At 62.9% G+C, this 20,536-nt stretch carries 23 protein-coding genes; 9 read left to right on the forward strand and 14 right to left on the reverse strand.

Annotated elements, in window-relative coordinates:
- Positions 1-151: 151 nt before the first annotated feature.
- From ACFQO4_RS04585 to ACFQO4_RS04600, 4 genes are read right to left on the reverse strand one after another with little or no spacing between them, the layout of a single operon-like run.
- Entirely contained in the window at positions 152-1,669 is a 1,518-nt protein-coding gene (locus tag ACFQO4_RS04585; protein ID WP_500259789.1) for a nucleotide sugar dehydrogenase, read from the reverse strand.
- Entirely contained in the window at positions 1,666-2,652 is a 987-nt protein-coding gene (locus tag ACFQO4_RS04590; RefSeq protein WP_500259790.1) for a Gfo/Idh/MocA family oxidoreductase, read from the reverse strand. The genes ACFQO4_RS04585 and ACFQO4_RS04590 overlap by 4 nt, the downstream gene beginning before the upstream one ends.
- Positions 2,649-3,761: a DegT/DnrJ/EryC1/StrS family aminotransferase gene (locus ACFQO4_RS04595; RefSeq protein ID WP_500259791.1), complete on the reverse strand. Its 1,113-nt coding sequence runs from the start codon at positions 3,759-3,761 to the stop codon at positions 2,649-2,651. Before ACFQO4_RS04595 ends, ACFQO4_RS04590 begins: the two co-directional genes overlap by 4 nt.
- Positions 3,758-4,354 carry an acyltransferase gene (locus ACFQO4_RS04600; RefSeq protein WP_425499336.1) on the reverse strand — a complete coding sequence of 199 codons (597 nt, stop codon included), beginning with the start codon at positions 4,352-4,354 and terminating at the stop codon, positions 3,758-3,760. Before ACFQO4_RS04600 ends, ACFQO4_RS04595 begins: the two co-directional genes overlap by 4 nt.
- Positions 4,355-4,749: 395 nt before the next feature.
- Here ACFQO4_RS04600 and ACFQO4_RS04605 point away from each other — a divergent pair, with 395 nt between their 5' ends.
- Both ACFQO4_RS04605 and gvpH read left to right on the forward strand, forming a co-directional pair.
- Positions 4,750-5,286: a DUF7344 domain-containing protein gene (locus tag ACFQO4_RS04605; protein WP_500260458.1), complete on the forward strand. Its 537-nt coding sequence runs from the start codon at positions 4,750-4,752 to the stop codon at positions 5,284-5,286.
- Between the two features lie 227 nt (positions 5,287-5,513).
- A complete protein-coding gene (gene gvpH / locus ACFQO4_RS04610) occupies positions 5,514-6,032 on the forward strand; it encodes a gas vesicle protein GvpH (protein WP_500259792.1) in 519 nt (172 codons plus the stop codon).
- Positions 6,033-6,113: 81 nt separating this feature from the next.
- On the opposite strand, the gene ACFQO4_RS04615 is transcribed toward gvpH, so the two are convergent.
- Together ACFQO4_RS04615 and ACFQO4_RS04620 are read right to left on the reverse strand one after the other, a co-directional pair.
- Positions 6,114-6,617 (reverse strand): DUF7344 domain-containing protein, encoded by a 504-nt coding sequence (locus ACFQO4_RS04615; RefSeq protein WP_500259793.1) that lies wholly within the window; start codon positions 6,615-6,617, stop codon positions 6,114-6,116.
- A gap of 194 nt (positions 6,618-6,811) precedes the next feature.
- A complete protein-coding gene (locus ACFQO4_RS04620; protein ID WP_253433255.1) occupies positions 6,812-7,003 on the reverse strand; it encodes a DUF7563 family protein in 192 nt (63 codons plus the stop codon).
- Positions 7,004-7,476: 473 nt separating this feature from the next.
- On the opposite strand from ACFQO4_RS04620, the gene ACFQO4_RS04625 reads away from it, so the two are divergent.
- The 3 genes from ACFQO4_RS04625 (at position 7,477) to ACFQO4_RS04635 (ending at position 10,145) form a co-directional block, all read left to right on the forward strand.
- Entirely contained in the window at positions 7,477-7,854 is a 378-nt protein-coding gene (locus ACFQO4_RS04625) for a helix-turn-helix domain-containing protein (RefSeq protein WP_500259794.1), read from the forward strand.
- Positions 7,855-8,051: 197 nt separating this feature from the next.
- Positions 8,052-8,327 (forward strand): PadR family transcriptional regulator, encoded by a 276-nt coding sequence (locus tag ACFQO4_RS04630; RefSeq protein WP_254159748.1) that lies wholly within the window; start codon positions 8,052-8,054, stop codon positions 8,325-8,327.
- 489 nt (positions 8,328-8,816) lie between these two features.
- Positions 8,817-10,145, forward strand: coding sequence for a DUF8471 domain-containing protein (locus ACFQO4_RS04635; protein ID WP_500259795.1), 1,329 nt, complete (start codon positions 8,817-8,819; stop codon positions 10,143-10,145).
- Between the two features lie 1,123 nt (positions 10,146-11,268).
- Here ACFQO4_RS04635 and allB read toward each other — a convergent pair.
- Together allB and ACFQO4_RS04645 are read right to left on the reverse strand one after the other, a co-directional pair.
- A complete protein-coding gene (gene allB / locus ACFQO4_RS04640) occupies positions 11,269-12,633 on the reverse strand; it encodes an allantoinase AllB (protein ID WP_500259796.1) in 1,365 nt (454 codons plus the stop codon).
- Positions 12,634-12,995: 362 nt separating this feature from the next.
- Positions 12,996-13,385, reverse strand: coding sequence for a hypothetical protein (locus ACFQO4_RS04645; protein ID WP_500259797.1), 390 nt, complete (start codon positions 13,383-13,385; stop codon positions 12,996-12,998).
- Between the two features lie 341 nt (positions 13,386-13,726).
- On the opposite strand from ACFQO4_RS04645, the gene ACFQO4_RS04650 reads away from it, so the two are divergent.
- Positions 13,727-14,617 (forward strand): mechanosensitive ion channel family protein, encoded by an 891-nt coding sequence (locus tag ACFQO4_RS04650; protein ID WP_500259798.1) that lies wholly within the window; start codon positions 13,727-13,729, stop codon positions 14,615-14,617.
- Positions 14,618-14,700: 83 nt separating this feature from the next.
- Here ACFQO4_RS04650 and ACFQO4_RS04655 read toward each other — a convergent pair whose 3' ends face one another.
- Positions 14,701-15,900 carry a redox-regulated ATPase YchF gene (locus tag ACFQO4_RS04655; RefSeq protein WP_500259799.1) on the reverse strand — a complete coding sequence of 400 codons (1,200 nt, stop codon included), beginning with the start codon at positions 15,898-15,900 and terminating at the stop codon, positions 14,701-14,703.
- Between the two features lie 65 nt (positions 15,901-15,965).
- On the opposite strand from ACFQO4_RS04655, the gene ACFQO4_RS04660 reads away from it, so the two are divergent.
- Positions 15,966-16,427, forward strand: coding sequence for a DUF7987 family protein (locus tag ACFQO4_RS04660; protein WP_500259800.1), 462 nt, complete (start codon positions 15,966-15,968; stop codon positions 16,425-16,427).
- A 34-nt stretch (positions 16,428-16,461) separates the two neighbouring features.
- Here ACFQO4_RS04660 and ACFQO4_RS04665 read toward each other — a convergent pair whose 3' ends face one another.
- Positions 16,462-17,436 carry an ArsA family ATPase gene (locus ACFQO4_RS04665; protein ID WP_500259801.1) on the reverse strand — a complete coding sequence of 325 codons (975 nt, stop codon included), beginning with the start codon at positions 17,434-17,436 and terminating at the stop codon, positions 16,462-16,464.
- Between the two features lie 5 nt (positions 17,437-17,441).
- Entirely contained in the window at positions 17,442-17,738 is a 297-nt protein-coding gene (locus ACFQO4_RS04670; protein ID WP_312911972.1) for a DUF7990 family protein, read from the reverse strand.
- A 118-nt stretch (positions 17,739-17,856) separates the two neighbouring features.
- Between ACFQO4_RS04670 and ACFQO4_RS04675 the strand changes: the two genes are divergently transcribed.
- The gene (locus ACFQO4_RS04675) at positions 17,857-19,137 is read left to right on the forward strand and encodes a CobW family GTP-binding protein (RefSeq protein WP_500259802.1); all 1,281 of its coding nucleotides are present in this window, start codon (positions 17,857-17,859) and stop codon (positions 19,135-19,137) included.
- A gap of 37 nt (positions 19,138-19,174) precedes the next feature.
- Here ACFQO4_RS04675 and ACFQO4_RS04680 read toward each other — a convergent pair whose 3' ends face one another.
- Both ACFQO4_RS04680 and ACFQO4_RS04685 read right to left on the reverse strand, forming a co-directional pair.
- On the reverse strand, positions 19,175-19,378 hold the full coding sequence (locus ACFQO4_RS04680; protein ID WP_500259803.1) for a hypothetical protein: 204 nt from the start codon (positions 19,376-19,378) through the stop codon (positions 19,175-19,177).
- 146 nt (positions 19,379-19,524) lie between these two features.
- Entirely contained in the window at positions 19,525-19,842 is a 318-nt protein-coding gene (locus ACFQO4_RS04685; protein WP_500259804.1) for a hypothetical protein, read from the reverse strand.
- Positions 19,843-19,899: 57 nt separating this feature from the next.
- Here ACFQO4_RS04685 and ACFQO4_RS04690 point away from each other — a divergent pair, with 57 nt between their 5' ends.
- On the forward strand, positions 19,900-20,121 hold the full coding sequence (locus tag ACFQO4_RS04690) for a DUF8107 family protein (protein ID WP_500259805.1): 222 nt from the start codon (positions 19,900-19,902) through the stop codon (positions 20,119-20,121).
- Positions 20,122-20,208: 87 nt separating this feature from the next.
- Here the strand turns inward: ACFQO4_RS04690 and ACFQO4_RS04695 are convergent, their stop codons facing one another.
- Positions 20,209-20,427: a DUF8007 family protein gene (locus tag ACFQO4_RS04695; protein ID WP_500259806.1), complete on the reverse strand. Its 219-nt coding sequence runs from the start codon at positions 20,425-20,427 to the stop codon at positions 20,209-20,211.
- Positions 20,428-20,536 lie beyond the last annotated feature (109 nt).

Consider the following 20,536-nt stretch of genomic DNA (forward strand, 5'->3'; position numbering starts at 1 on the left):
ACGGACGACTGGCGGTGGTTTCGTTATTCTTCGGCTTCCAGCGAGTCGGGACCGGCTACGATGGCTCGCGGTCGGCTAACCGGTGCCTGTCGGCTCGCTCGCCGTTGACTAACCAGTCCTTGCATCGCTCTCGACCGACGAAAAGCGTGAGCTACCGTCCGGCCGCGTCGAACGCCGCCGGACGGCCGATCGTCGACGTGCCGGTATCGGTCGGCACGTCGCCGTCGACGACCGTCGGCCGGCCGTCTCGTGCGCCGCCGAGCGTGACGACGCGGTGGTCCGTGTTCGACAGCGAGAGCACGTCTCGGCCGTCGAGGACCACCATCGGCTCGAGGTCGGCCCACGGAATTCGCTCGAAGACGTCCTGCGGCGTGACGAGGATCGCGGCGTCGAACGCCGGGCCCGACGCCAGGTCCTCGACGTCGATCGCTCGAGCGCCGAAGTCGGCCGGGTCGACCAGCGGATCACAGCCCCAGACCTCGGCACCGCGCTCGCGGAGGGCGTCGACGACGCCGATGGCGGGGGAGGCCCGCGTCTCCTCGACGCCCGGTCGGTAGGTGAACCCGAGGACGAGGACCGTGGCGTCCTCGAGGCTGTCGGCAGGTTCTGCTCCGTGGCTATCGCGTTCGCGTTCGTTTTCGCTTTCGTCCGTACCCGCATCCGTGCCTGTACCGTCGAGCGCAGCCTCGAGCATCGACACCGTGCGCGCGGGCATCTCGCGGTTGATCTCGCGGCCCAATTCGACCATCGAAAGCGGGGCCTCGGTCTGGGCGAGCAGGAAGTGCGGGTAGTAAGGGATGCAGTGGCCGCCGACGCCCGGCCCCGGGTCGTGCAGGTGACACATCGGGATGTGGTTGGCCGTCTCGATCGCCTCCCGCACCGAGATCCCGAGGTCGTCGGCGGTGCCCGCGAGCTGGTTCGCCAGCGCGATGTTGACGTCGCGGTAGATCCCCTCGAACACCTTGACGGCTTCCGCCGTCGTCGCGTCCGAGACCAGGTGGACCGCGTTGTTCGAGAGTTCGTCGTAGATCAACGCGGCCGCCCGCCCGCTCGCCTCGTCGACGCCACCGACGACCTTCGGGTACTGCCCGCGGATGTCCCGCAGGGCCGTCCCCGAGGCGGTTCGCTCCGGGCAGAACGCGACGCCGAAGGAGCCGGGCTCGAGCCCGCTTCGGGCCGCCAGGTGCGGGGCGATGACGTCCCGGCAGGTTCCCGGCGGCAAGGTCGATTCGGCGATCACGAGATCGCCTGGCTCGAGCCCGCTGGCGACGTCCTCCAGGACCGCCTCGATGGTCGAGAGGTCCGGTTCCGGTTCGTCGCCTTCGGTGATCAGCGTCGGGACGATGATCACGTGGACGCGCGCCTCGCTGGCGGCGGCCCCGTCGGTCGTCGCCCGCAGTCGACCCCGCGAAACCTGCTCGGCGACGAGGTCGTCGAGACCGGGTTCCCCGCCGACGTGGCTTCGGCCGGCGTTCACCGACTCGACCACGCTGGGATCGACATCGACGCCGGTGACGGCGCCCGTCCCCTCAGCGAAGACCGCGGCGAGGGGGAGTCCCATCTTGCCGAGGCCGTACACCGCGACCGGAACCGATCCGTTCGTCAGCGCCCGTCGCTTCGTGGCTTCGTCCTCCGGCCCGCCATAGAGGGCCGTCGTCGCCCGACTCATCGAGCGACCACCTCCTGATCCTCGTCGGCAACGAACCGGTCGATCCGTTCGACCGTCTCAAGGGCGGCCACGCCGCCGTCGCCCGTGACTGCCGGCTCGCCGCCGTTCCGTACGGCATCGACGAACGACTCGAGTTCGCGCTTGAGCGGTTCCCCGTTCTCGACTCGCGGACGCTCGACGACGCTCTCGTGTCGGTGGCGGTTCGTCCCCTCGTCGGTGACGTACTCGGGGTAGGAATCCCGGTGGATCAGCACCGACTGCTGGAGGTAGTCGACTTCGACGAGGCACTCGCTGGCGGTCACCGTGAGTCGTCGCACCTTCTTCTGGGTGCGGCGACTCGCCGTCAGCGAGACGATCACGTCGTCGGCCATCATCGTCGCCGTCGCGTACTGGCCGTCGTCGGTGCTCGTCGCCGAGACTACCTCGGGACGGGACTCGAGCAGCGAGCCGACGACGTCGATGTCGTGGATCATCAGGTCGAGGACGACGCCGTCGGTCGCCGTGCGGTCGACCGGCGGGCCGAGACGCTCGGCCTCGACGGCGATCACGTCCAGGTCGGCGATGACCGACTCGAGGGTGTCGACGGCCGGGTTGAATCGCTCGATGTGACCGACCTGCAGGACGAGGCCGGCCTCCTCGGCCTTCCGCGCGAGGGAACGGCCCTGCTCGACGGTTTCGGCGATCGGCTTCTCGACCAGCACGTGCACGCCAGCCTCGAGACACGCCGAGACGGTCTCGTAGTGAGCGTGGGTGGGCACCGCGACGGTGACGACGTCGCAGTTCGCGAGCAGGTCGCCCATCGGTACGGCGGCGGTGCCGTAGCGGGCGGCGACCGTCTCCGCGAGCGCCTCGTCGAGGTCGCTGACGCCGACGAGGTCGACGTCCCGGCACTCGCTGTAGACACGCGCGTGGTTCTCTCCCATCGATCCGACGCCGATGACGCCGGCCCGTACCGTCTCCGTCGAAGTAGTCTGTCGAGTCATTGTGAGTCGTAGTAGTCGGTAATCGCTTGCACGACCCGCTCACGGTCTGCGGGCTCGAGGTTCGGGTGGACGGGGAGCGACAGCACGCGCTCGGCGGCCCGTTCGGCGTTCGGGAGCGTCGCTGCGGCCGTACTCACCGTCTCGTAGGCCGGCTGGCGGTGGATCGGCGTCGGGTAGTAGATACCCGTACCGATACCGTGGTCTTCGAGCCAGGCGGCGAGGTCGTCGCGGTCGTCCGCCGCGACGGTGTACTGGTGGTAGACGTGGGTCATCCCGTCGGGGACGGTCGGCGTCTCTACCGGCACGCCGGCCAGCCCGTCGTCGTAGTACGCCGCGTTCGCCCGCCTCGCCTCCGTGAAGTCCGGCAGGCGCTCGAGCTGGGCTCGGCCGATGGCGGCAGCGAGGCTAGTCATGCGGTGGTTTCCGCCGAGGGAGACGTGGTCGTAGCCCCGCGTTCCGGTCACGTCCCGGCCGTGGTTGACGTAGCTCGTAGCGGCGGTCGCCACGTCCTCGCGGTCGGTCGTGATCATGCCGCCCTCGCCGGTCGTCATGTTCTTCGTCGGGTAAAACGAGAAGCAGGCGGCGTCCCCGAGGCTGCCGACACGCTCGCCGTCGATGGCCGCGCCGTGGGCCTGGCAGGCGTCCTCGAGGACGAACAGGTCGTTCGCCTCGGCGATCTCGCGCAGGGGCCCCATCGCTGCGGGCAGCCCGTAGAGGTGGACCGGTAAGATGCCGACGACGTCCTCGCGCTCGCGTACGACCGCCTCGACGGCCTCGGGGTCGATCGTGTACGTCTCGGGGTCGACGTCGGCGAACACCGGCGTCGCTCCAGCAAGCCTGATCGCGTTCGCGCTAGCGACGAACGAGAACGGCGAGGTGACGACCGCGTCGCCCGCTTCGACGCCCAGCGCCTCGAGGGCGGTCACCAGCGCCGTGGTCCCGTTGGTCGTCGCGACGCCGTGCTCGGCGCCGCAGTAGTCGGCGAACTCGGACTCGAAGCGTCGGACCTCGGGACCGTCTGCGAGCTGGCCGCTCTCGAGAATCGCGTGAACTCGGTCGTAGACCCCCTCGCCCAGGTCGGGGTCGGCGATGGAGATGTCGCCGGTCATGCGATTCGGTTCGGCCCCTCGAGGGGTGCCGGGAGGGCTCTTGATTCCGCCGGCGCGCCGATCGCGAGCGTGTCCGGGGGGACGTCCTCGGTCACCAGCGCCCCCGCCCCGACGAACGCGTTCTCGCCGATCGTGACGCCAGGGAGGATAGTCGCGTTCGCGCCGATCGAGGCGCCGTCCTCGACGGTCGGTCCCTCGAGGTCGACCTCGGTTCGGATGGGGTACTGGTCGTTCGTGAGGACGGCGCCGGGGCCGACGAACACGTTGTCCCCGATCGTCGTGTCCGTTGGAACGTAGACGGCCGACTGAATGCTCACGTGCGAGCCGATGTCGGTTCGCCCGTCGACGATCGTCTTCGTTCCCAGGAGGACGTCGTGGCCGATCGTCGTCTCCTCGCGGACGAGAACGTCGTGGCCCGTCGTGAAGTCGTTCCCGACGACGACGTCGCCGTAGACGATCGATCCCCGACGGATCGTCGCGTCGTCGCCCAGCGTGGTCGGTTCGAACGCGTCGTCGACGCCGTAACCGACGGTCGCCCCGTCGTCGATCGAACACCGATCGCCCGCCGTGTAGGTCGCTTCGGTTACCGCCACGACCGGTCACCTCGCGTCGTCGATGCCGTTCGGTCGTCCGTCCGTCGATATCGGTCAGTGTACATGGAGATCGAATACCCGGTTGGGTAATCACGTAGGATCATCCGGTAATCGGGCTTTGTTATCCCCGGCCTGAGCGCCGGTAGCGCGCCACTACGAACGAGCAGGCACTGGCTCGAGACCGAGGAGACGACCGACCTTTCGGCGACGAGAGGGAGGTTTCGCGTTCACGCGTGCGTGACAGTTCGAGAGTGGTGAGAAACACCGAATCAGATCGGTACAAACCGATTTCGAGACGGTAGCCGCGAGATAGTAAAGTGTCACTCGGTGGCACCTGAGTGCGTGAGTCTCTCGACGACGGGTACCTGGGAGCGGTTTCGAGGACATCGATGACCATGACCGATGGCACGCTTACGCAGGCCGAGCTGTTCGACGTGTTCAGCAACGCCAGACGACGACAGACGGTACAGTACCTCAAACGCCATCACGGGACCTGCGATCTGGCACCGCTGGTCGAACAGGTCGCCGCCTGGGAGAACGACACGACGACCGACGAGGTGACGCGCGCCCAGCGTCGGCGCGTGTACATCTCGCTCTACCAGACGCACCTGCCGATGCTCGAAGACCACGGCATCGTCGACTGGGATCCCGACGCTCATCGCATCGAGTTGGTGCCGAACGAGGAGACGTTCGAGCCGTACCTGGATCGGGACCTCGAGGATCAGCGACCCTGGCACTGGTACTACGCGTCGGTCTCGGTCGTCGGTGCCGTCGTCGCCGTCCTGGCCGGGTTTTCCGTCGGCACCCTGTCGTCGGGGCTCGTCCCGTTCGTCGCACTGGGGCTTTGCATTCTCGTTTTGGTCCTCGCAGTCGCCCAGCGCGCGTCCAGTCGGTCCACGTTCCGCCTTCCGTTCGCGAGCAGACGCCTTTAACTTCCGTCTGAATAATCTCCCCGCAGAACGGGTACGCAGGACGCGAAGAAGATCAGGTGGAGTGGGGCTGACGTGATCAAACTCGAGCAAAAGTCCCTTTTAGCAAACCTTCGTCTCATTGGTCCCCACATCGTCCCCGCCCAGTGGTGCACGCCACTTATCCCGTTCGAGGTGTTAGCACACGACACGTGCCGTGAGACAGGCTCACGGTCTCGACACACACACACATGAGCGAAGAGGACACAGACGACTCAAACGATCCGAACTCGAGCGAATCCGAAGTCCGGCCTCGCGCGTTCCGACTGAGAGCCGGGTTGCGGTCCCTGTCGACCCTGCTCGGCAACCTGGTTGAGGTCTCCACGGGGGATCCACCCCCAGTGAACTCGGCTGACAGAACGACCGTCGAGGACGACGGGGAGTACCGCCGACGCCAGGAAGCCCAACCGGAACGCACCCGAGTCAAGCGGGTGCGGAAGACGACGACCGACTACCTGATCGACACCCGCCTCGACGGCGACGAGTTCCTCGTCACCGCCGACGTCCCCGGGGCGAGCAAAGACGACCTCTCGGTCGGAATCGACTCGAGAACGGACCAACTCGTAATCAGTCGCGAGGGAACCGTCCTCGAGCGCGTCGAAATTCCCTGGCGATCGCCCGAAACGACCGAAGCCTGGTACAACAACGGCGTCCTCGAAATCCGCGCCCGCCGACCGAGAACGAACCGACGTATCGACTCACAGCGATAGACCGCGAGCAACGGTTCCGGATCACCGGTACGATTCGGGACGTGGCATCGACGAAAAGGGGACTCCAGCCTGACCGATTCCTCAACTCAACAGCCGATACAGACTGCTCGCCGCCACCGCGAGCAAGACCAGCACGCTCGAGAGGACGGGATCGATACTCGAGACGAGCGGCGCCTCGAGGCCGGACACCGCGATCAGGACCAGACCGAAGACGCCCACGAGGAGGTGACCGATCAGGACGGTTCGATCCGTCGACTGGTCGCCGTCGACGTAGCCGTAGACCGTCTCGAAGGTCGGTCCCGGCGTGATCGTCTTCGCCGTCGAGTCGTACTCGATCACGCCGTCTTCCTCGAGTTGGGGCAGATGCGTCTGCTGTAAGGAGACGTAGACGCTCTTGTAGAGGTTGTTCGGAACGGAACCACCGTCGGTTTCCGCCGAAGCGATCTCCGAGGCGACGTCGGAGACGTCGAGTCGGCCGTGTTCGTCTGCGAGCAACTGAACGATCGCTCGTCGTCGATCGTTACCCAGAATGTGAAAGACGTCACTCTCGGCGAGCGATCCCGTTCGGCTCTGCTGTACCGACATGATTCAGCTGCCTCGACAGCGGATATCGCTGGAAGACGTTCCACCACCTACCATCGTATTACCTCTCAATTCGCGTACTGCACCCTTCAATCTGATGTAAAATGTGCTAGACGTTGTGGGCGAACGAAACGTACACGGCGTGACACGTACCGACGATCGCACTACCGTTCCGTGGAACAGGCTCGAAAACGGTGTTACCGAGATGGGAGATGGCCGCCCGATTGCATCTCGCGGTAGGTCGTACACGCGGGACAGCCGTGTACGACGTCGCCGTTGTCGCCGAAGACGCGAGCGAACTGCTGAGTCACGTGCGTTCCGCAGTTCTCACACCGCGTACCTGTCGCCGACGATTCGTTCGGAGTCCAGTTGAGTCGAGTCGTTGTCATGGATTGGGAAGGGGGATTCGATGCAGTCGTCCTGGCTGTACACGCACTCGAACGAGGGAGCGCTCGAGCAGTACTCAACCGAGGTGTTCAGATCCGAATAAAAGAGGCCGACCGTTCAGTCCGGTCAGGGCGGGTAGAACCGGTTAATACGCTGTTTTCACGGTGTTTGAGGCGTTGTCGGCCGATCTGTGTGGGTGTACTGGCCGACGACTTCCGTCCGGATTTACCCGGGTTCGCTCGAATTCACCGTTTAGGAGGCCGATATCGGGCACCGAAATTCGAACTTTCCATCGGGAAATTCCAGCTTTCGTGACGGAACGGGCGCCCTTCGCCGAGTAAGGCTGTCCGTTATAAAATACTAGTCCTCCTTACGGGTTAGATGGTTAGAACGTACCGATGGCCTGTCACTGTCGACAGTTGACGTCGGTGCTGCCCCACGACCCGATCACAGTCTCACAACGGAGATTCCACACATGTCCACTCACGTAAACGACACGGCGACAGAATCGACAGTCAACCCGGCGGCTCAGCTCGACGTGCTCGGCGACGAGTGTGCGCGAACGATCCTCGTCGCCGCCAGCGAGGGACCACGGACCGCGAAAGAACTGACCGAACGAACCGACTGCTCGTCGGCGACCATCTATCGACGGATCAACAACCTCCTCGAGAGCGAGTTGCTGGCGGAGTGCATCCGGTTCGAACCGGACGGAACGCACACGACGGCCTACGAGTCGACCGTCGACTGCGTGCAGGTCGAGATCGGCGAGACGGGGATCACGGTTTCGACCGGGTCGGGCCACGACACGGAAACGGAGCCGAGCGTGAAGGCGCGACGTGGCGGTAACCGGTAGATTCGCGACCCGGCGTCGCGATCAGATCGGGGGAACACGACGGGTGGCGCTCTCGGGGGAGTTGGCCCGAGTTTACGCGAGAAAGACGAGCAAAGCGTAAAAACAGTATATTCAGTTGACAAAACCGAGAGCGAGCAACGGCTGTATGATGCGGATAACAAATATCCAATCTACGGAACGGTCCATGTGATTGAGCAATGCACGACCTGACCGGATTCCAGCGAGACCTGCTATACGTAATCGCCGGCGCGGACCGCCCGTCCGGACAAACCGTCAAAGAAGAAGTCGAACAGTACTACAGCTCCGAGATCAATCACGGACGGCTGTACCCCAACCTCGATACGCTCGTCAATAAGGAGCTGGTCGAAAAGGGACAACTCGACAGACGAACGAACTATTACGCGATTACCGACGAGGGGCTCGATCGGATCAGCGAGCGCCGCGACTGGGAGGCCCAGTACGTCGACGTCTAGGGGGACGGCGGCCGTGACCGATCGACGTCGAACGGCAAGTGACGAGCTGCGCCCAGGACGATCGCCGACACTATTTTCCGATCGTCGGTGAGCGGGGAGCGACGAACAGCGAGCGACGCGACCACCGTCGACGAGCAACGTTGCCGTCGAACAAACGCCTGAACGAGGTCATTCGCGGCGCCTGAACGAAGCTACTCGAGCAGATCGCGCGCTCGATCCCATGCCGGGCCATCGCTGGCGAGCGCTATCGCGCCACCCGGTCGCTCCAACCCGAACGACCGGGCGGTGCTGCAGTCGGCGGGTGACGGTCGACGGTCGACGGACGGCGGCTGACCGTCGAAAGTCACAATCACGTTTTACGTCGGGAACGACCGATGAATACCGACTTGAGGACGGTAATCCGGCCATAACAAAGGCCGGCTACCGCTAGCAATTCACTGATTCGAGTATGTCCGGTGTCCCTGACCGACTCCCGTGGAGGCGGAATCGATGAGTCTCACCACGAAGACCCAGAACACCGTCGGAGCGGTGGGTCGGTACCCGACCGACCTCGCCTTCGTCACGCTCGCGACGGTCCTCGCGTACGTGCTCGTCACGAACCTGCCGCCGGGGAGCGGCCTCCGCCTGCTGTCCGCGCTGGCGTTCGTCTCGTTCCTGCCGGGCTACGCGCTCGTCTCGATGCTCTTCCCGGTTCGGGCCCGGGCCCGGGCCCCGGGACCACAGGCGACCGCCGAGGCCCGCCCAGGCGGTATCGACGCCGTCGAACGACTGGCGCTCGGTCTGGGACTCTCGATCGCGGTCGTGCCGATCGTCGTGCTGGCGCTCCCGCTGACACGCTGGGGCCTCACGGTCGGTTCGACCGTCGGCGCGCTCGCGGCAGTGACCGTCGTGGCCGCCCAACTCGCGGTGGTCCGCCGACTCCGCGTCCCGCCCGCGGATCGCTTTACGGTGTCGCTGGCCGGCCTGCGAAACCGGTTCTCCAGTGCGAACGAAACCGGAGCGACCCGCGCCTCGTCGCTCCTGCTCGGACTCGCGGTCATCGCTGCCGTCGGCGTGTTGTTGTACTCGTTCACGGCGCCGATGGCCGCCGGGGGGTTCACCCAGCTGGCCATCTACACGGCCGAGGGCGACGGCGATCTCCAGGCCGAGATGCCCGACACGGTCGCCCCTGGTGATCCGATCTCGATCACCTTCCAGATCCACAACGAGGAGGGCCGCGAGATGGAGTACACCGTGGTGATGCAAGAGCAGGTAGTCGCTGACGGCGAGGTCGTCGAACGGGAGACTCACCAGGAGGTGACGGCGATCAGCCAGTCCGAGGACGGCGGACAGATCACCGCCGAGCGATCGGTGACGCCGACCGCCGGAGACGGCGAGACGGTTCGCATCGCGGTGATGCTCTTCGAGGGCGACGCCCCCGAGACGGCCACGATGGAGGAAGCCATGGAGTACACGTACTTCTGGGTCACGGTGGAGACGCCGCCGGACGCGCCCGGCTCGAGCGGCGAGGCCGACGGCGGCGAGGAATCGGGTGCCGACGCGGATGGCGCCGACGATAGTGACGGCGGTGACGGCGAGGGTGCTGACGAGGACGGCGGCGACGACGAGAGCGACGAAGCTGAGTCCGACGAGGACTCGAGCGAGGAGGGAGACGAGAGTGAAGACGATGAAGGAGACGAGGACTCGAGCGAGGAGAGCGGTGATGAGGACGAAGGCGACGAGGGCGGCGATGAAGACGAGACTGAAGATGAAGACGACGATGTTGCAGATGAGAGTGAGGACGAAGATGACGACGATGCAGACGAAGAGGAGGAGTGACACTCGCTCGCCGTGACGGCGGAACTCCCACACGCGGAATCGTGGTGAGTACTAATAACCAACACCGGCTCGATCTTGCCGATCCCTCAAAAGGGGCACCTCGAATCGAGAATCTGCCACAACGCCGCCAACCCAGCAGTCCCGAATCGATACGGCAAGCATGACTGCGGTCTACCCTGCAGAGTGGCTTCGAGAACTGTTATAGCCGTCTTTCAGATGACTCATAATTGGGCTATACGTCCGGAAGATGTGTGTAGTGGGTGTTTTAGAGGGCATCTAGGAAGAGGCGCACTGCGGAGTTGCAAAATCGAGATCGCGCTCGAGAACACGCTTAATTCCACAAACATTGGGTAGAGAGCCTCTCAAGTAGAGTTATTGGCGTCTGGGCGAATAACAGAGCTAATCAGAATCGGCAGATGAGCACGGTATGTCTCATCGTCGTCATCCGATCATCTGATGCCTTTCTCGAAGCGTTCTCCTTGAATAACAGATCGAGACGCTCTAAGAGAGTTGTTTTCACTTCTTGTGTTGAAGGTCTATCTCCGCAATTATCTTCGCAGATGAAATTCCCAAAATCGATAGCAGGAAACCGATTATGAGCTTATAGGTAGCATACTCTGGGAGGAGATTGGTTACTCGAGGTGGCGGCTCAAATCACTGCGTAGACGCCGTTAGACCGCTGAATTCGAATCGGGATAGCAGACTCGAGCCAGCATTTCGGTCCATCGTCTATCGATCGTCGCTCAGGACTGAAAACGCCATACTAAAACCGATTATGAACTCTTTGAGAGCGTGATTTATCCCCTCTTCACATCCCTTCGGGTTATTCTTCCTCTCTTCTGTTCAAGCCTAACGCCGCTTTGAGCGCCATCTCGAGCAAACACTGCCCACGCAAGTCTCCGTCTTCCTAGTTTCGTTCTCAGACCACCATACCACGTACCTTCCGGACGATTACAGCGATTATGATCGTCGAATTTGGTTGGTATCCTCGACGGATGACTGGTTGCAACTATCTTCCCGTAGTCAATACAGGTGAGGTGAACAAGCGCTTGCTTTTGTCTACTATCAAACCTGGTCCTCAGGTCGATACGCGTTCTGCGCTGAACCCCTCGAGTCCACCGACTCAGTTCGGCTCGACGCGAGCCCCGTACCCCGACTCCCCGACGACTTCGCCGTCGTCGCAGACGACCTCGCCGCGGACCACCGTCGTCACCGCCTTCCCGGTGAAGGTCTCGCCCTCGAACGGCGTCACGCAGTTCTTCGAGTGTAACTCGGAGGGGTCCTCGAGCGTCCACTCCAGATCGGGGTCGACCACTGTAATATCGGCATCCGTGCCCACCTGCAGCGACCCCTTCTGTGGGTACAGCCCCCAGACCTGTGCGGGGCGCGCCGCGTGGTGGTAGGCCCACTCCTCGAGCGTGAGCCGTCCCTGCTCGACGAACGAGAGCAGCGCAGGGACCTCGGTCTCGAGGCCGACGAAGCCGGAGATGGCGTCCCAGGTGTTCCCGAAGGGGTCGTCGACCAGTTTCTCCTCGGGGGTGTGGGGCGCGTGATCGGTGGCGACGCAGTCGATGGCACCGGTCTGGAAGGCCCTCCAGAGCCGGTCGCGCTGGTCGGCGTCCCGGATCGGTGGCTGGATCCGGGCGACGTTGCCCTTCTCCTCGAGGACCGACTCGGTGAACCAGAGGTAGTGCGGGCAGGTCTCGGCGGTCACGTCGACGCCGCGCTCCTTGCCGCGGGCGACGGCCTCCGCACCGGATCCCGAGGAGACGTGGAACATGTGGATCCTCGCGCCGGTTTCCTCGGCGAAAGTGACCATGCGCTCGATGGCCTCCCGCTCGGCGATGACCGGCCGGGAGTGAGCGTGGTCGATCGGTCGGTTCTTCCCCGCATCCTGGAACTGGCTGGTGTAGTGATCGATGATCTCGCCGTTCTCCTCGTGGAAGCCGAGACGCTTGCCCGTCTCCCGAATCTTTTTCATCGCCTCGAGGATCTCGCCATCGTTCGGCGGGGGGACGTCCCCGACGGTCGAGCCGAGGAAGATTTTGTAACCAGTAGCACCTGCCTCGTCGAGGGCGGCAATGCGGTCGAGGTTCTCCGAGGTGACGACGACGTAGCTCCCGAAGTCGACGTGGGCGCTCGCGTCGCCGCGCTCGAGTTTCAACTCGAGGTGCTCGGGCCGGTCGATGACGGGGTCGGTGTTGGGCATGCCGACGACGGTGGTAACGCCGCCCGCGGCGGCCGCTCGGGTAGCCGACTCCCAGTCTTCCTTGTACTCGAGGCCGGGTTCGCGGTTGTGAATGTGGCAGTCGACGACGCCGGGGGCGATGACGTTCCCGTCGGCGTCGATCGTTTTTCGTGCGTTCGGAAGCTGATCGCTCCGGCCGACGGCGACGATTTTCCCGCCCTCGACGGCAATACCCGAGTTCGGGCTTCGGCCCGCAGGTGTGAGGACGGTCCCGTTGTGAATAACGAGGTCCACGGTCATGACTCGAGGTTCCGAAGCCGCGGGGAAATAGCTTCTGTTCGGGCGGGTTTCGTCGGCCATTTTCGACGAGCGGTGGCTCGAAGGTGACGAGTTCGAGTGGCCGAGATTGGGTATGAATCACGTTGGGGAGATTCGAAGGCGCGCTCGAGACGGCCGACGCGAAAATCGACCGTTCCATCGAAGCTCGATATTACTATAGAAAATGAAGTTTATGTTGGAACTCTTGATTTGAAGTGGGTTTCAGAAGACGTGCTGAATACAGAGCGCGAATGCAGAATGTGGTGAGAGTCAATCAACGAGGAGTGGTGATTGACCAGTACAGGTAAAGGACTTACCGCATCGATATGCTCAGTTCAGAGTGTTTATCGGTTCATCTGTTCCAGAAACTCGTTAACGGGTTTCTTTTCCAATGTTTTGATGGTTTCGAGAGCAGATGTTAGATCGTCGCAAATTGGAGTCGGTGTTATCGCTTTAGTCTCCTGATCGTGGTCGATCAGATGGAAATCAACTAGCCGTGGGACAACTGTGTGATGAAGCATCATTTTGTCACTACTACTGTCAAAATAGTCATTGATCTCTTCTAGATGAACAGTCCCTCCCCTTTCCGTTAGGAGATACAGTACGTAACGAGTTTGTTCGTTAGCAAGGTGCTGGAAGAAATCATCAAGATCTATCGGAAGATCAGTTGAGGACATGGAACCCGATACAATGGCGCCGACAGTACCAGCGTTTGACTCGTCATCTGTTCCCATAGCATAAGACAGGCGACGTAAAAATGGTAAACGCTTTTCCAAACAGGTTTGGCTGTGAGGATACGGGTGAATCGGAGGAGAGATTTAACCTGATCAGTTCGCAGGTTTACTGAACAGGTGGTTTACTAGTTTAAGCGCGGAACAAACGAATCCGTCGTGCTGAACTTATCCTCTGTATCGGTCACAGCGTTTCTGACAGAATTAGAGTAGTTCAGCCACCTGTACTGAATTCACAGCGCGAGTCTTGCACAATGGCCAGAAAAACGGCATGACCTGAATACGCGTGATAGCATTGAGCAGCCAGCAAGTGTGTTTTTATTCGCATACCCTAACCGTAGAGCATGATCGGCCAGACCTCTCCACCAGAATGGGTGACAGATTTACTGTCAGCATACGACCAGGTGTTGTCAGAATTGTTTTGGTTCCTCGTGGGCCTCGGGATCGTCTATTTCATCGGCCGGATCGTTCTTATTCCTCTTGCCACTGGAATTGTCAGATCGCGTAATCGCAATAACCCCACGATCGAGACTGCAACGAAGACATACCTTCGGGTGGTTCTGATCGGGTTTGCGATCCTGACGGGCATAATTGCCGCTGGATACGGAAGGGTGTTTTCCGAATCGGCGGTCATCATTGCTGCCATCACGTTTGCCCTCGGTATCGCCGGGCAGCACGTGTTCGGTTCGCTGATCAGCGGGATGTTTCTCGTCGCTGATCCCGACTTTAACGTTGGCGACTGGATAGAGTGGCCGGGTGGGGAAGGCACCATCGAAGCAGTCGACTTTCGTGTCACGCGAGTTCGGACACTAGACAACGAAACGATCTCGGTCCCGAACACTGAACTCACGAACAACGCGCTCACCCGGCCCTACGGTCGGGACCAGTACCGGATTACAGAACAGGTGTCCGTCGCCTACTACGAGGACACCGAGCGGGCGATGATGGAGATTCAACAGATTGCCGTTAACTATGATTCGATCCTCGATGATCCAGCGCCGAACGCACGGATTCTCGAACTCGGGGAGAACGCGATCACGGTGCAAGCAGAGTTGTGGATAGAAGATCCGAATAACAAGGACATCTTGACGATTCGCTCGGACTTCCGTCGATTAGTAAAACGACACTTCGATGAGGAAGAGATCTCGCTTGCTCCGCCCTCTGAACAGTTGCTCTCGGGTGAAGTTACCGTGAAAGATCGGAAGAGCGAGTCACCAGCCTCAAACGACGTATGAAACGGGCTATCAGAGCCAAAATAGAGTCTAATGTGATGGTCGAACCAGACCGAAGTCAACTCGAGACGCGCGCTGTTCGAGACTCAGTTCGTCGTCACGATCTCGATCACGTCCCGAGATTCGACGGGGTAGTCCTTGCCTAACTGGCGGTTGCTCCGGCAGTCGATGGCGTAGAGGAAGCCGTCGCCGATGTCGGAGTGGAGGCTGTAGGCGAAGTCCTCCGCGGTCGACTCCGGCGGGATCAGGAAACAGTCGGGGAGCACCTCGCCGCGTTCGTTCCCCAGGCCGTTGGCACCGCCGGGAAACACCGGCGTGACGCCGAGCACGTCGAACAGGGCCGTCTCGAGCGCCGCCTGGACACCCGTCGCGCCGTAGGATTGGAGGAAGTCGCGGATCTGCTCGAGGCCCTCCTCCTGACTCTCGGAGATGTCGCCCGTGATCTCGAAGTCGTCGTCACCCGGCTGATAGTCGACGACGCTGGCCTTGTCAGCCGACTTGAGCGCCTTCTCGGCGTGGGCACTGCAGGGAACGATCGTCAAGTGCTCGTAGTCGGGGTCGCTCGTGATCTCGTCGTAGTTGGCCTGGGCTGCGGGCGTGTCCATCTTGTTCGCCGCGATCACCATCGGCTTCGTCGCCTTGCGAATCTCGCGGGCTAGCTCGAGTTTATCCTCGTCGTCCCACTCCTCGGGGTCGAAACCGATGTCGACGCGCCGAATGAGAAGCTTGAGTTCGTCCTCGTTCGTCTTGAACGCGCTCATCTGTTCGGCCAGGTCCTCCTCGATGGCGTCGTCCTCGGTGACGTAGCCCGACGAGTAGCGGTTGATTCCCTTCTCGAGCACGCCGAGGTACCACTGGTCGAGTTCGGTCTCGAGGAAGTCGATATCCTCGCGGGGATCGTGGCCCTCGGTTGGTTCGCCCTCGAGGTCCGTCTCACCGGCGAAGTCGACGACGTGGACGAGCACGTCGGTTTCGTTGAGGTCGGTCAGGAACTGGTTCCCGAGACCTTTCCCCTCGTGGGCGCCGGGGATGAGGCCGGCGACGTCGACGAGTTTCGTGGGGACGAAGCGAATTCCGTGCTCACAGTAGCCGACGTTGGGGGTGCACTCCTCGTCGAACTCGGGAGCGGCGCACTCGACGCGGACGTAGGCCTCGCCGACGCTGGGGTCGATGGTGGTGAACGGGTAGGCCCCCTCGGGGACGTCGTTCATCGTGGCGGCGTTGAAGAAGGAGGACTTGCCGACGGAGGGTTTGCCGACGAGTCCGATCCGGTAACTGCTGGTCATTACCAGTCGTGAGCGCGGCCCGGCTAAACGGCTTTTGCTCTCGTCGCCGTGTGAAAGGAGACGGCATGCCACGGTCTCGGATCGAGGACTCGAGCGACCGCGCCGGTACGTATTTTGTCCTCCAGTGTCACGTTGGGAACGTGAATGCTCCGTCGTCCGGAACGGACGCCGATCGCTTCTTCGACGGGCGAGGCGGTCCGGTAGCGCTCGGACTGTCATACGTCGCGGTCGGCATCGCGCTGTTTTACGGGCTGGCGACGAACTCCATCGAACTTGTGATGGCCGTTCTCGTCGGCGTGGTCGGATTGCTACTCCTCTCGCTGTACATCGTCGTCAGACGGGAAGGGCTGGTCACTGCCGAAAACAGGCTCATCGGTACTTTCGTTCTGGTCGCGATGGGACTGCTGTACGGGCTCTACGAGTTTACCGCACTCTCGTCGGAAGTCGTCTTTGCAATCGTCTTCGTGGTCGGCGTCATCCTGCCGCATCTGCTCCTCGAGCATACTGACTACGGAACGACGGAGTGAAACCGTCGAGACGGGCTCGAACCCCGCTCGAGTATCAAACGTGCGTCGGCGGTTCGACCGCCGTCTCGATGGCGAGTTCGTCGGCGACGTCCTCCAGGAGGCCACCTTTGACCTCGGCCGGTCGCCAGCCGATTTCGGCCACCAGCGGCGGCCCGAACGTCTCCCGAATCGTCTTGAGGTGTGCGCGTTCGGTTTCGACGCGCTCGCGAAGGTAGCGCGCGCCGCGGCCGTTCTCGTCGGCGTCGGGTTCGGGCGTGAGTTTGTTGGCGACGAGGCCGCGGACCGGGAGGTCCTTCTCTTCAAGGTCGGCGATCGAGCGCTCGGTCTCGTTCAGCGAGAGTTCGTCCGGGTTGACTACGAGGAAGAAGGCCGCATCGTCGCCGAGAGTGTCTCCGGCAAACCGGAAGAACTCCTTTCGCTCCTCCAAGCGGGCGAGGACGGGGTCGCCGTCCATCACGCGGCGCGGTTCGTTGTTCCCGATGGCGGCCTTCTCGAAGAGATCGATGCTCGTCCGACGTTTGTACATGAGCCGGTCGATCCAGCCCTCGAGCAGCTCCGGCAAGCCGAGCAGGCGGAGCGTGCTACCGGAGGGAGCGGTGTCGAAGACGACCCGGTCGTATCCCTCCGAATTGCGCATGACGTCGATGAATCGGTCGAACAGAGCCGACTCGTAGGCGCCAGGGGTCCCGTGAGCCATCTCGAGCTGGCGGTTGATCTCGTTGACCATCGCCGCCGACACCTGCTCGGAGAGGTCACGTCGGATGTCGTCGAGGTGTCGCGTGACCTCCTCCTCGGGGTCGAGTTGCATCGCCTCGAGGCCGTCGACGCCCTCGACGGGGGTTGGATCGTCGTCGAAGGGCTGGTCGAACACGTCGGTGACCGAGTGGGCCGGATCGGTCGAGACGACGAGCGTACGCAGCCCGTCGCGAGCACACCGCAGGCCGTAGGCACAGGAGACGGTGGTCTTGCCGACCCCGCCCTTGCCGCCGAAGAAGACGAACGGTTCCATGGTGGTCAGAAGTGGTACTGCTGGCCCTTGCGCTCGATGAGGGTGTCGCGATCCCACAGGCGACGCTCCCAGGCCTCGAACTCGGTCTCGAGGTAGGGCAGGAGTTCGGCGGTGTAGTACGACACGGGCGAGGGGATGCCGAACGCGTCGGGGAAACACGCGAGCATGAACGCGTCCTCGAGGTCCTCGGCTTCCTTCTCGATCTTCTCGTAGGCCGGGTGCGTGATCATCCCGTGATAGAGCCCGCGGAGCCACTCCTCGAGCGTTTCTCGAAACCGTTCGATGCGATCGGCCAGGTCCATGGCCCGATATGCGGGTCCGACGGCTAAAAGGTATCGCGGCGGTGGGGGATTCGAGCCAGAGCCGGATCTCATCCTCCTCGAGGATCGGATTCAAGGGACCACGGCACCAGTAGCCGGTATGAACGGGCAGACCGAACAGATTCCGGTCACGATTCTCTCCGGAAGCCTGGGGGCTGGAAAGACGACGCTGCTCAACCACCTGCTGACGACCGCCGAGGACCGGTCGCTGGCGGTGCTGGTCAATGACATGGGCGAGGTCAACGTCGACGCCGAACTGATCGCCGAGGGCTCCGAACTCGACCTCGAGGACGGCGTCGCGGAGCTCTCGAACGGCTGTATCTGCTGTGAACTCCAGGACGACCTCGAGACTGCGGTCGTCCGCCTGGCCCGCGATCGCGATTTCGACCACCTGATCGTCGAGTCCTCGGGCATCTCCGAACCCGCGCCCGTCGCGCGACTGTTCACCACCGAGTCTCGCGTCGCCGCCCGCTACGCCGTCGACACGCTCGTGACCGTCCTCGACACGCCCGCGTTCCTCGAGGCCTTCGCCGGGGACGAGGTCCCGGAGCGTCGCGGCACTGAGGACGACCGGCCGCTCTCGGATCTGCTGGTCGAGCAGGTCGAGGTCTCGAACCTGGTCCTGCTCAACAAGGCGGACCTGTGTAGCAAGGGCGAACTCGAGCACGCCGCCGACCTCGTCCGGGCACTCCAGCCCGACGCGGAGACGATTCGGACGGAGTTCTCCGCGGTGGACCCGGATCGACTCCTGGAACGGGGACTGTTCGGTCCCGACCGACTTGTCGACCTGCCGGGCTGGAAGCGGGCGCTCGAGGAGGGCTCGGAGACCCGCGATGACGACGAGGAACGTGACTCCGATCACGAGCATCACGAAGGGGGAGGCCACGATAACCACGGAGATGGGGGCCACGGCCACGGCTACGGCCACGACCACCGCCACCCCGACGAAATCTACGGCGTCTCCTCGTTCGTCTTCCGCCGCCGCCGTCCCTTCCACCCCGAGCGGTTCGCCGACGTTCTCCAGGATCTGCCGTCAGAAATCGTTCGATCGAAGGGCACTGCCTGGATCGCTGGCAACGAGATGCGGGTGACGGTCGCCCAGGCCGGCCCCTCCGTCAGGGCCACCTCACAGGGCCCCTGGATCGCCAGCCTCCCGGCCGTCGAGCGCGACATGCTCCGCTCGAACCGACCTAACCTCGAGTGGCACGACGAGTACGGTGACCGCCGCACCGAACTCGTGTTCATCGGTACCGACTACGACGAAGAAGCCCTCCGAGCGGAGCTCTCGGACGCGCTCGTAACCGACGAGGAGTGGGACGAAAGCGTCGACGGACCGTTCCCCGACGCCCAGAGCGAAGAGGTCGTGCTGAGAGGCGGCTGACGACGGCCGGGGACCCGAAGGACAGAGAGCGAGCCCGTCAGCAGGCGCAGCTACGGCCGCTCGAGCGCTCGAAGCGCATCTCCTCGCCGCAGTCCGGACAGACCGGTTCGCCCTCGAGGTCGACGTCCCTGACCCTGACGTCGCAGTCGTCACACCAGTACGCCCCCTGCGAGCCGTCCGTGAGGCGGTCGTTCGGCCCGGACGACGCGAGCGCGGCTTTCACCGAATCGATGACACCCATACTCGAGTGTTCTGGCTCCAGCACTACCAGACCTTTGTGAGTGTGTATCAATGGCGCACGACCGTCGAATGGCTTCGAAACCACCCGACCCTCTTCACAGCCGCTCGAGCGTCTCAAATCGCTCGAACGGCGCATATCGAACCACCTTAGAGGATCAGCGGGATCGCGAGGCCAACGATGAGCGCTGCGAGGACGACCATGAGATAAAATAGCCGCTCGGCGCGAATTCCGGCCGGAACGGTCTCGAGGAGTTCCGGGCGGACGGTCCACACCTGCCGGTAGTACGCTCCGACGGTGGTCGCGAGCGAGATAACGATGGAGCCGGCGGCCGAACGCTCGAGGCCAGCACCCAGGGCTTGCCCGTACAGCGGGCCGAACGAGAGCACGAGCATGCACGCGAGTCCCGCGACGACGAAAAACGGGACGGGATCGACGGGCACCCCCTCACGATTCCGAAATCGCATACGGTTCGAACGCTTCCAAGCGACAAAAGCTAAGTGGGAAACCGTCCGTTGTCCGGTATGACTGACGCCGAGGAGCCAGAGGGGTTCAGCGAGGGCGTATCGTCGTCACGGGGAGACCCTCGCGTGCTCCTCGCGATGAACCTCGTCCTGTCGACGCTGTTCGCCGTGTCGATCATCTGGGGGCTCTCGTTTATCGGAATCGTCGAGTACACCCTGATCAACATAGCGACGGCGGCGATACTGTTGTTTGCGGCGACGTACGCTGTGACGATGACCTGACCGGTTCGACTCGAGGCGGGGCGACCAGAACTCGAGGTAGCATCGGGCACGGACTCGAAGCGGCGTCCGTCGGCCGAGCGCTACTGACTATCGACCGTAGATAACGCGTCGAGCGGCGTCGTCGATTCGATCGGTCACCCGTTCCAGCCACGCCGCGGGCGATACTCGACGGAGCGTCGCGTCATCGACCTCGATCCCCGCGTCGCCGAACGGATCGTTGTCGGTGTTCTCACCGTCCGATCCGACGACGTCGACGACCGACGACATCGCACACCGTCCGCAGGATTCGGTTTGTTTCCCTCCCATGTGAGTCTCTGTCACGAGTTACCGTCTCCAGGGGCTAAAACGTACCGCCCGGACGCTCGAGGCGTTCACGCCCGTCTCGAGACCGTCGTCACCGACGCCTATTTGCTCC

The organism is Saliphagus sp. GCM10025334, from assembly GCF_042663485.1.
GTDB lineage: Archaea > Halobacteriota > Halobacteria > Halobacteriales > Natrialbaceae > Natronosalvus.

What these genes read in the sequence shown, in the direction of transcription:
- ACFQO4_RS04635 (WP_500259795.1), top strand. Translation starts at nt 8,817, where the DNA reads ATGAGTCTCACCACGAAGACCCAGAACACCGTCGGAGCGGTGGGTCGG.
- ACFQO4_RS04625 (WP_500259794.1), top strand. Translation starts at nt 7,477, where the DNA reads ATGTCCACTCACGTAAACGACACGGCGACAGAATCGACAGTCAACCCG.
- ACFQO4_RS04695 (WP_500259806.1), bottom strand. Translation starts at nt 20,427, where the DNA reads ATGGGAGGGAAACAAACCGAATCCTGCGGACGGTGTGCGATGTCGTCG.
- ACFQO4_RS04615 (WP_500259793.1), bottom strand. Translation starts at nt 6,617, where the DNA reads ATGTCGGTACAGCAGAGCCGAACGGGATCGCTCGCCGAGAGTGACGTC.
- ACFQO4_RS04660 (WP_500259800.1), top strand. Translation starts at nt 15,966, where the DNA reads ATGCCACGGTCTCGGATCGAGGACTCGAGCGACCGCGCCGGTACGTAT.
- ACFQO4_RS04665 (WP_500259801.1), bottom strand. Translation starts at nt 17,436, where the DNA reads ATGGAACCGTTCGTCTTCTTCGGCGGCAAGGGCGGGGTCGGCAAGACC.
- ACFQO4_RS04595 (WP_500259791.1), bottom strand. Translation starts at nt 3,761, where the DNA reads ATGACCGGCGACATCTCCATCGCCGACCCCGACCTGGGCGAGGGGGTC.
- ACFQO4_RS04620 (WP_253433255.1), bottom strand. Translation starts at nt 7,003, where the DNA reads ATGACAACGACTCGACTCAACTGGACTCCGAACGAATCGTCGGCGACA.
- ACFQO4_RS04585 (WP_500259789.1), bottom strand. Translation starts at nt 1,669, where the DNA reads ATGAGTCGGGCGACGACGGCCCTCTATGGCGGGCCGGAGGACGAAGCC.
- ACFQO4_RS04645 (WP_500259797.1), bottom strand. Translation starts at nt 13,385, where the DNA reads ATGGGAACAGATGACGAGTCAAACGCTGGTACTGTCGGCGCCATTGTA.
- ACFQO4_RS04685 (WP_500259804.1), bottom strand. Translation starts at nt 19,842, where the DNA reads ATGCGATTTCGGAATCGTGAGGGGGTGCCCGTCGATCCCGTCCCGTTT.
- allB (WP_500259796.1), bottom strand. Translation starts at nt 12,633, where the DNA reads ATGACCGTGGACCTCGTTATTCACAACGGGACCGTCCTCACACCTGCG.
- ACFQO4_RS04650 (WP_500259798.1), top strand. Translation starts at nt 13,727, where the DNA reads ATGATCGGCCAGACCTCTCCACCAGAATGGGTGACAGATTTACTGTCA.
- ACFQO4_RS04605 (WP_500260458.1), top strand. Translation starts at nt 4,750, where the DNA reads ATGACCGATGGCACGCTTACGCAGGCCGAGCTGTTCGACGTGTTCAGC.
- ACFQO4_RS04670 (WP_312911972.1), bottom strand. Translation starts at nt 17,738, where the DNA reads ATGGACCTGGCCGATCGCATCGAACGGTTTCGAGAAACGCTCGAGGAG.
- ACFQO4_RS04680 (WP_500259803.1), bottom strand. Translation starts at nt 19,378, where the DNA reads ATGGGTGTCATCGATTCGGTGAAAGCCGCGCTCGCGTCGTCCGGGCCG.
- ACFQO4_RS04630 (WP_254159748.1), top strand. Translation starts at nt 8,052, where the DNA reads ATGCACGACCTGACCGGATTCCAGCGAGACCTGCTATACGTAATCGCC.
- ACFQO4_RS04675 (WP_500259802.1), top strand. Translation starts at nt 17,857, where the DNA reads ATGAACGGGCAGACCGAACAGATTCCGGTCACGATTCTCTCCGGAAGC.
- ACFQO4_RS04690 (WP_500259805.1), top strand. Translation starts at nt 19,900, where the DNA reads ATGACTGACGCCGAGGAGCCAGAGGGGTTCAGCGAGGGCGTATCGTCG.
- gvpH (WP_500259792.1), top strand. Translation starts at nt 5,514, where the DNA reads ATGAGCGAAGAGGACACAGACGACTCAAACGATCCGAACTCGAGCGAA.
- ACFQO4_RS04655 (WP_500259799.1), bottom strand. Translation starts at nt 15,900, where the DNA reads ATGACCAGCAGTTACCGGATCGGACTCGTCGGCAAACCCTCCGTCGGC.
- ACFQO4_RS04590 (WP_500259790.1), bottom strand. Translation starts at nt 2,652, where the DNA reads ATGACTCGACAGACTACTTCGACGGAGACGGTACGGGCCGGCGTCATC.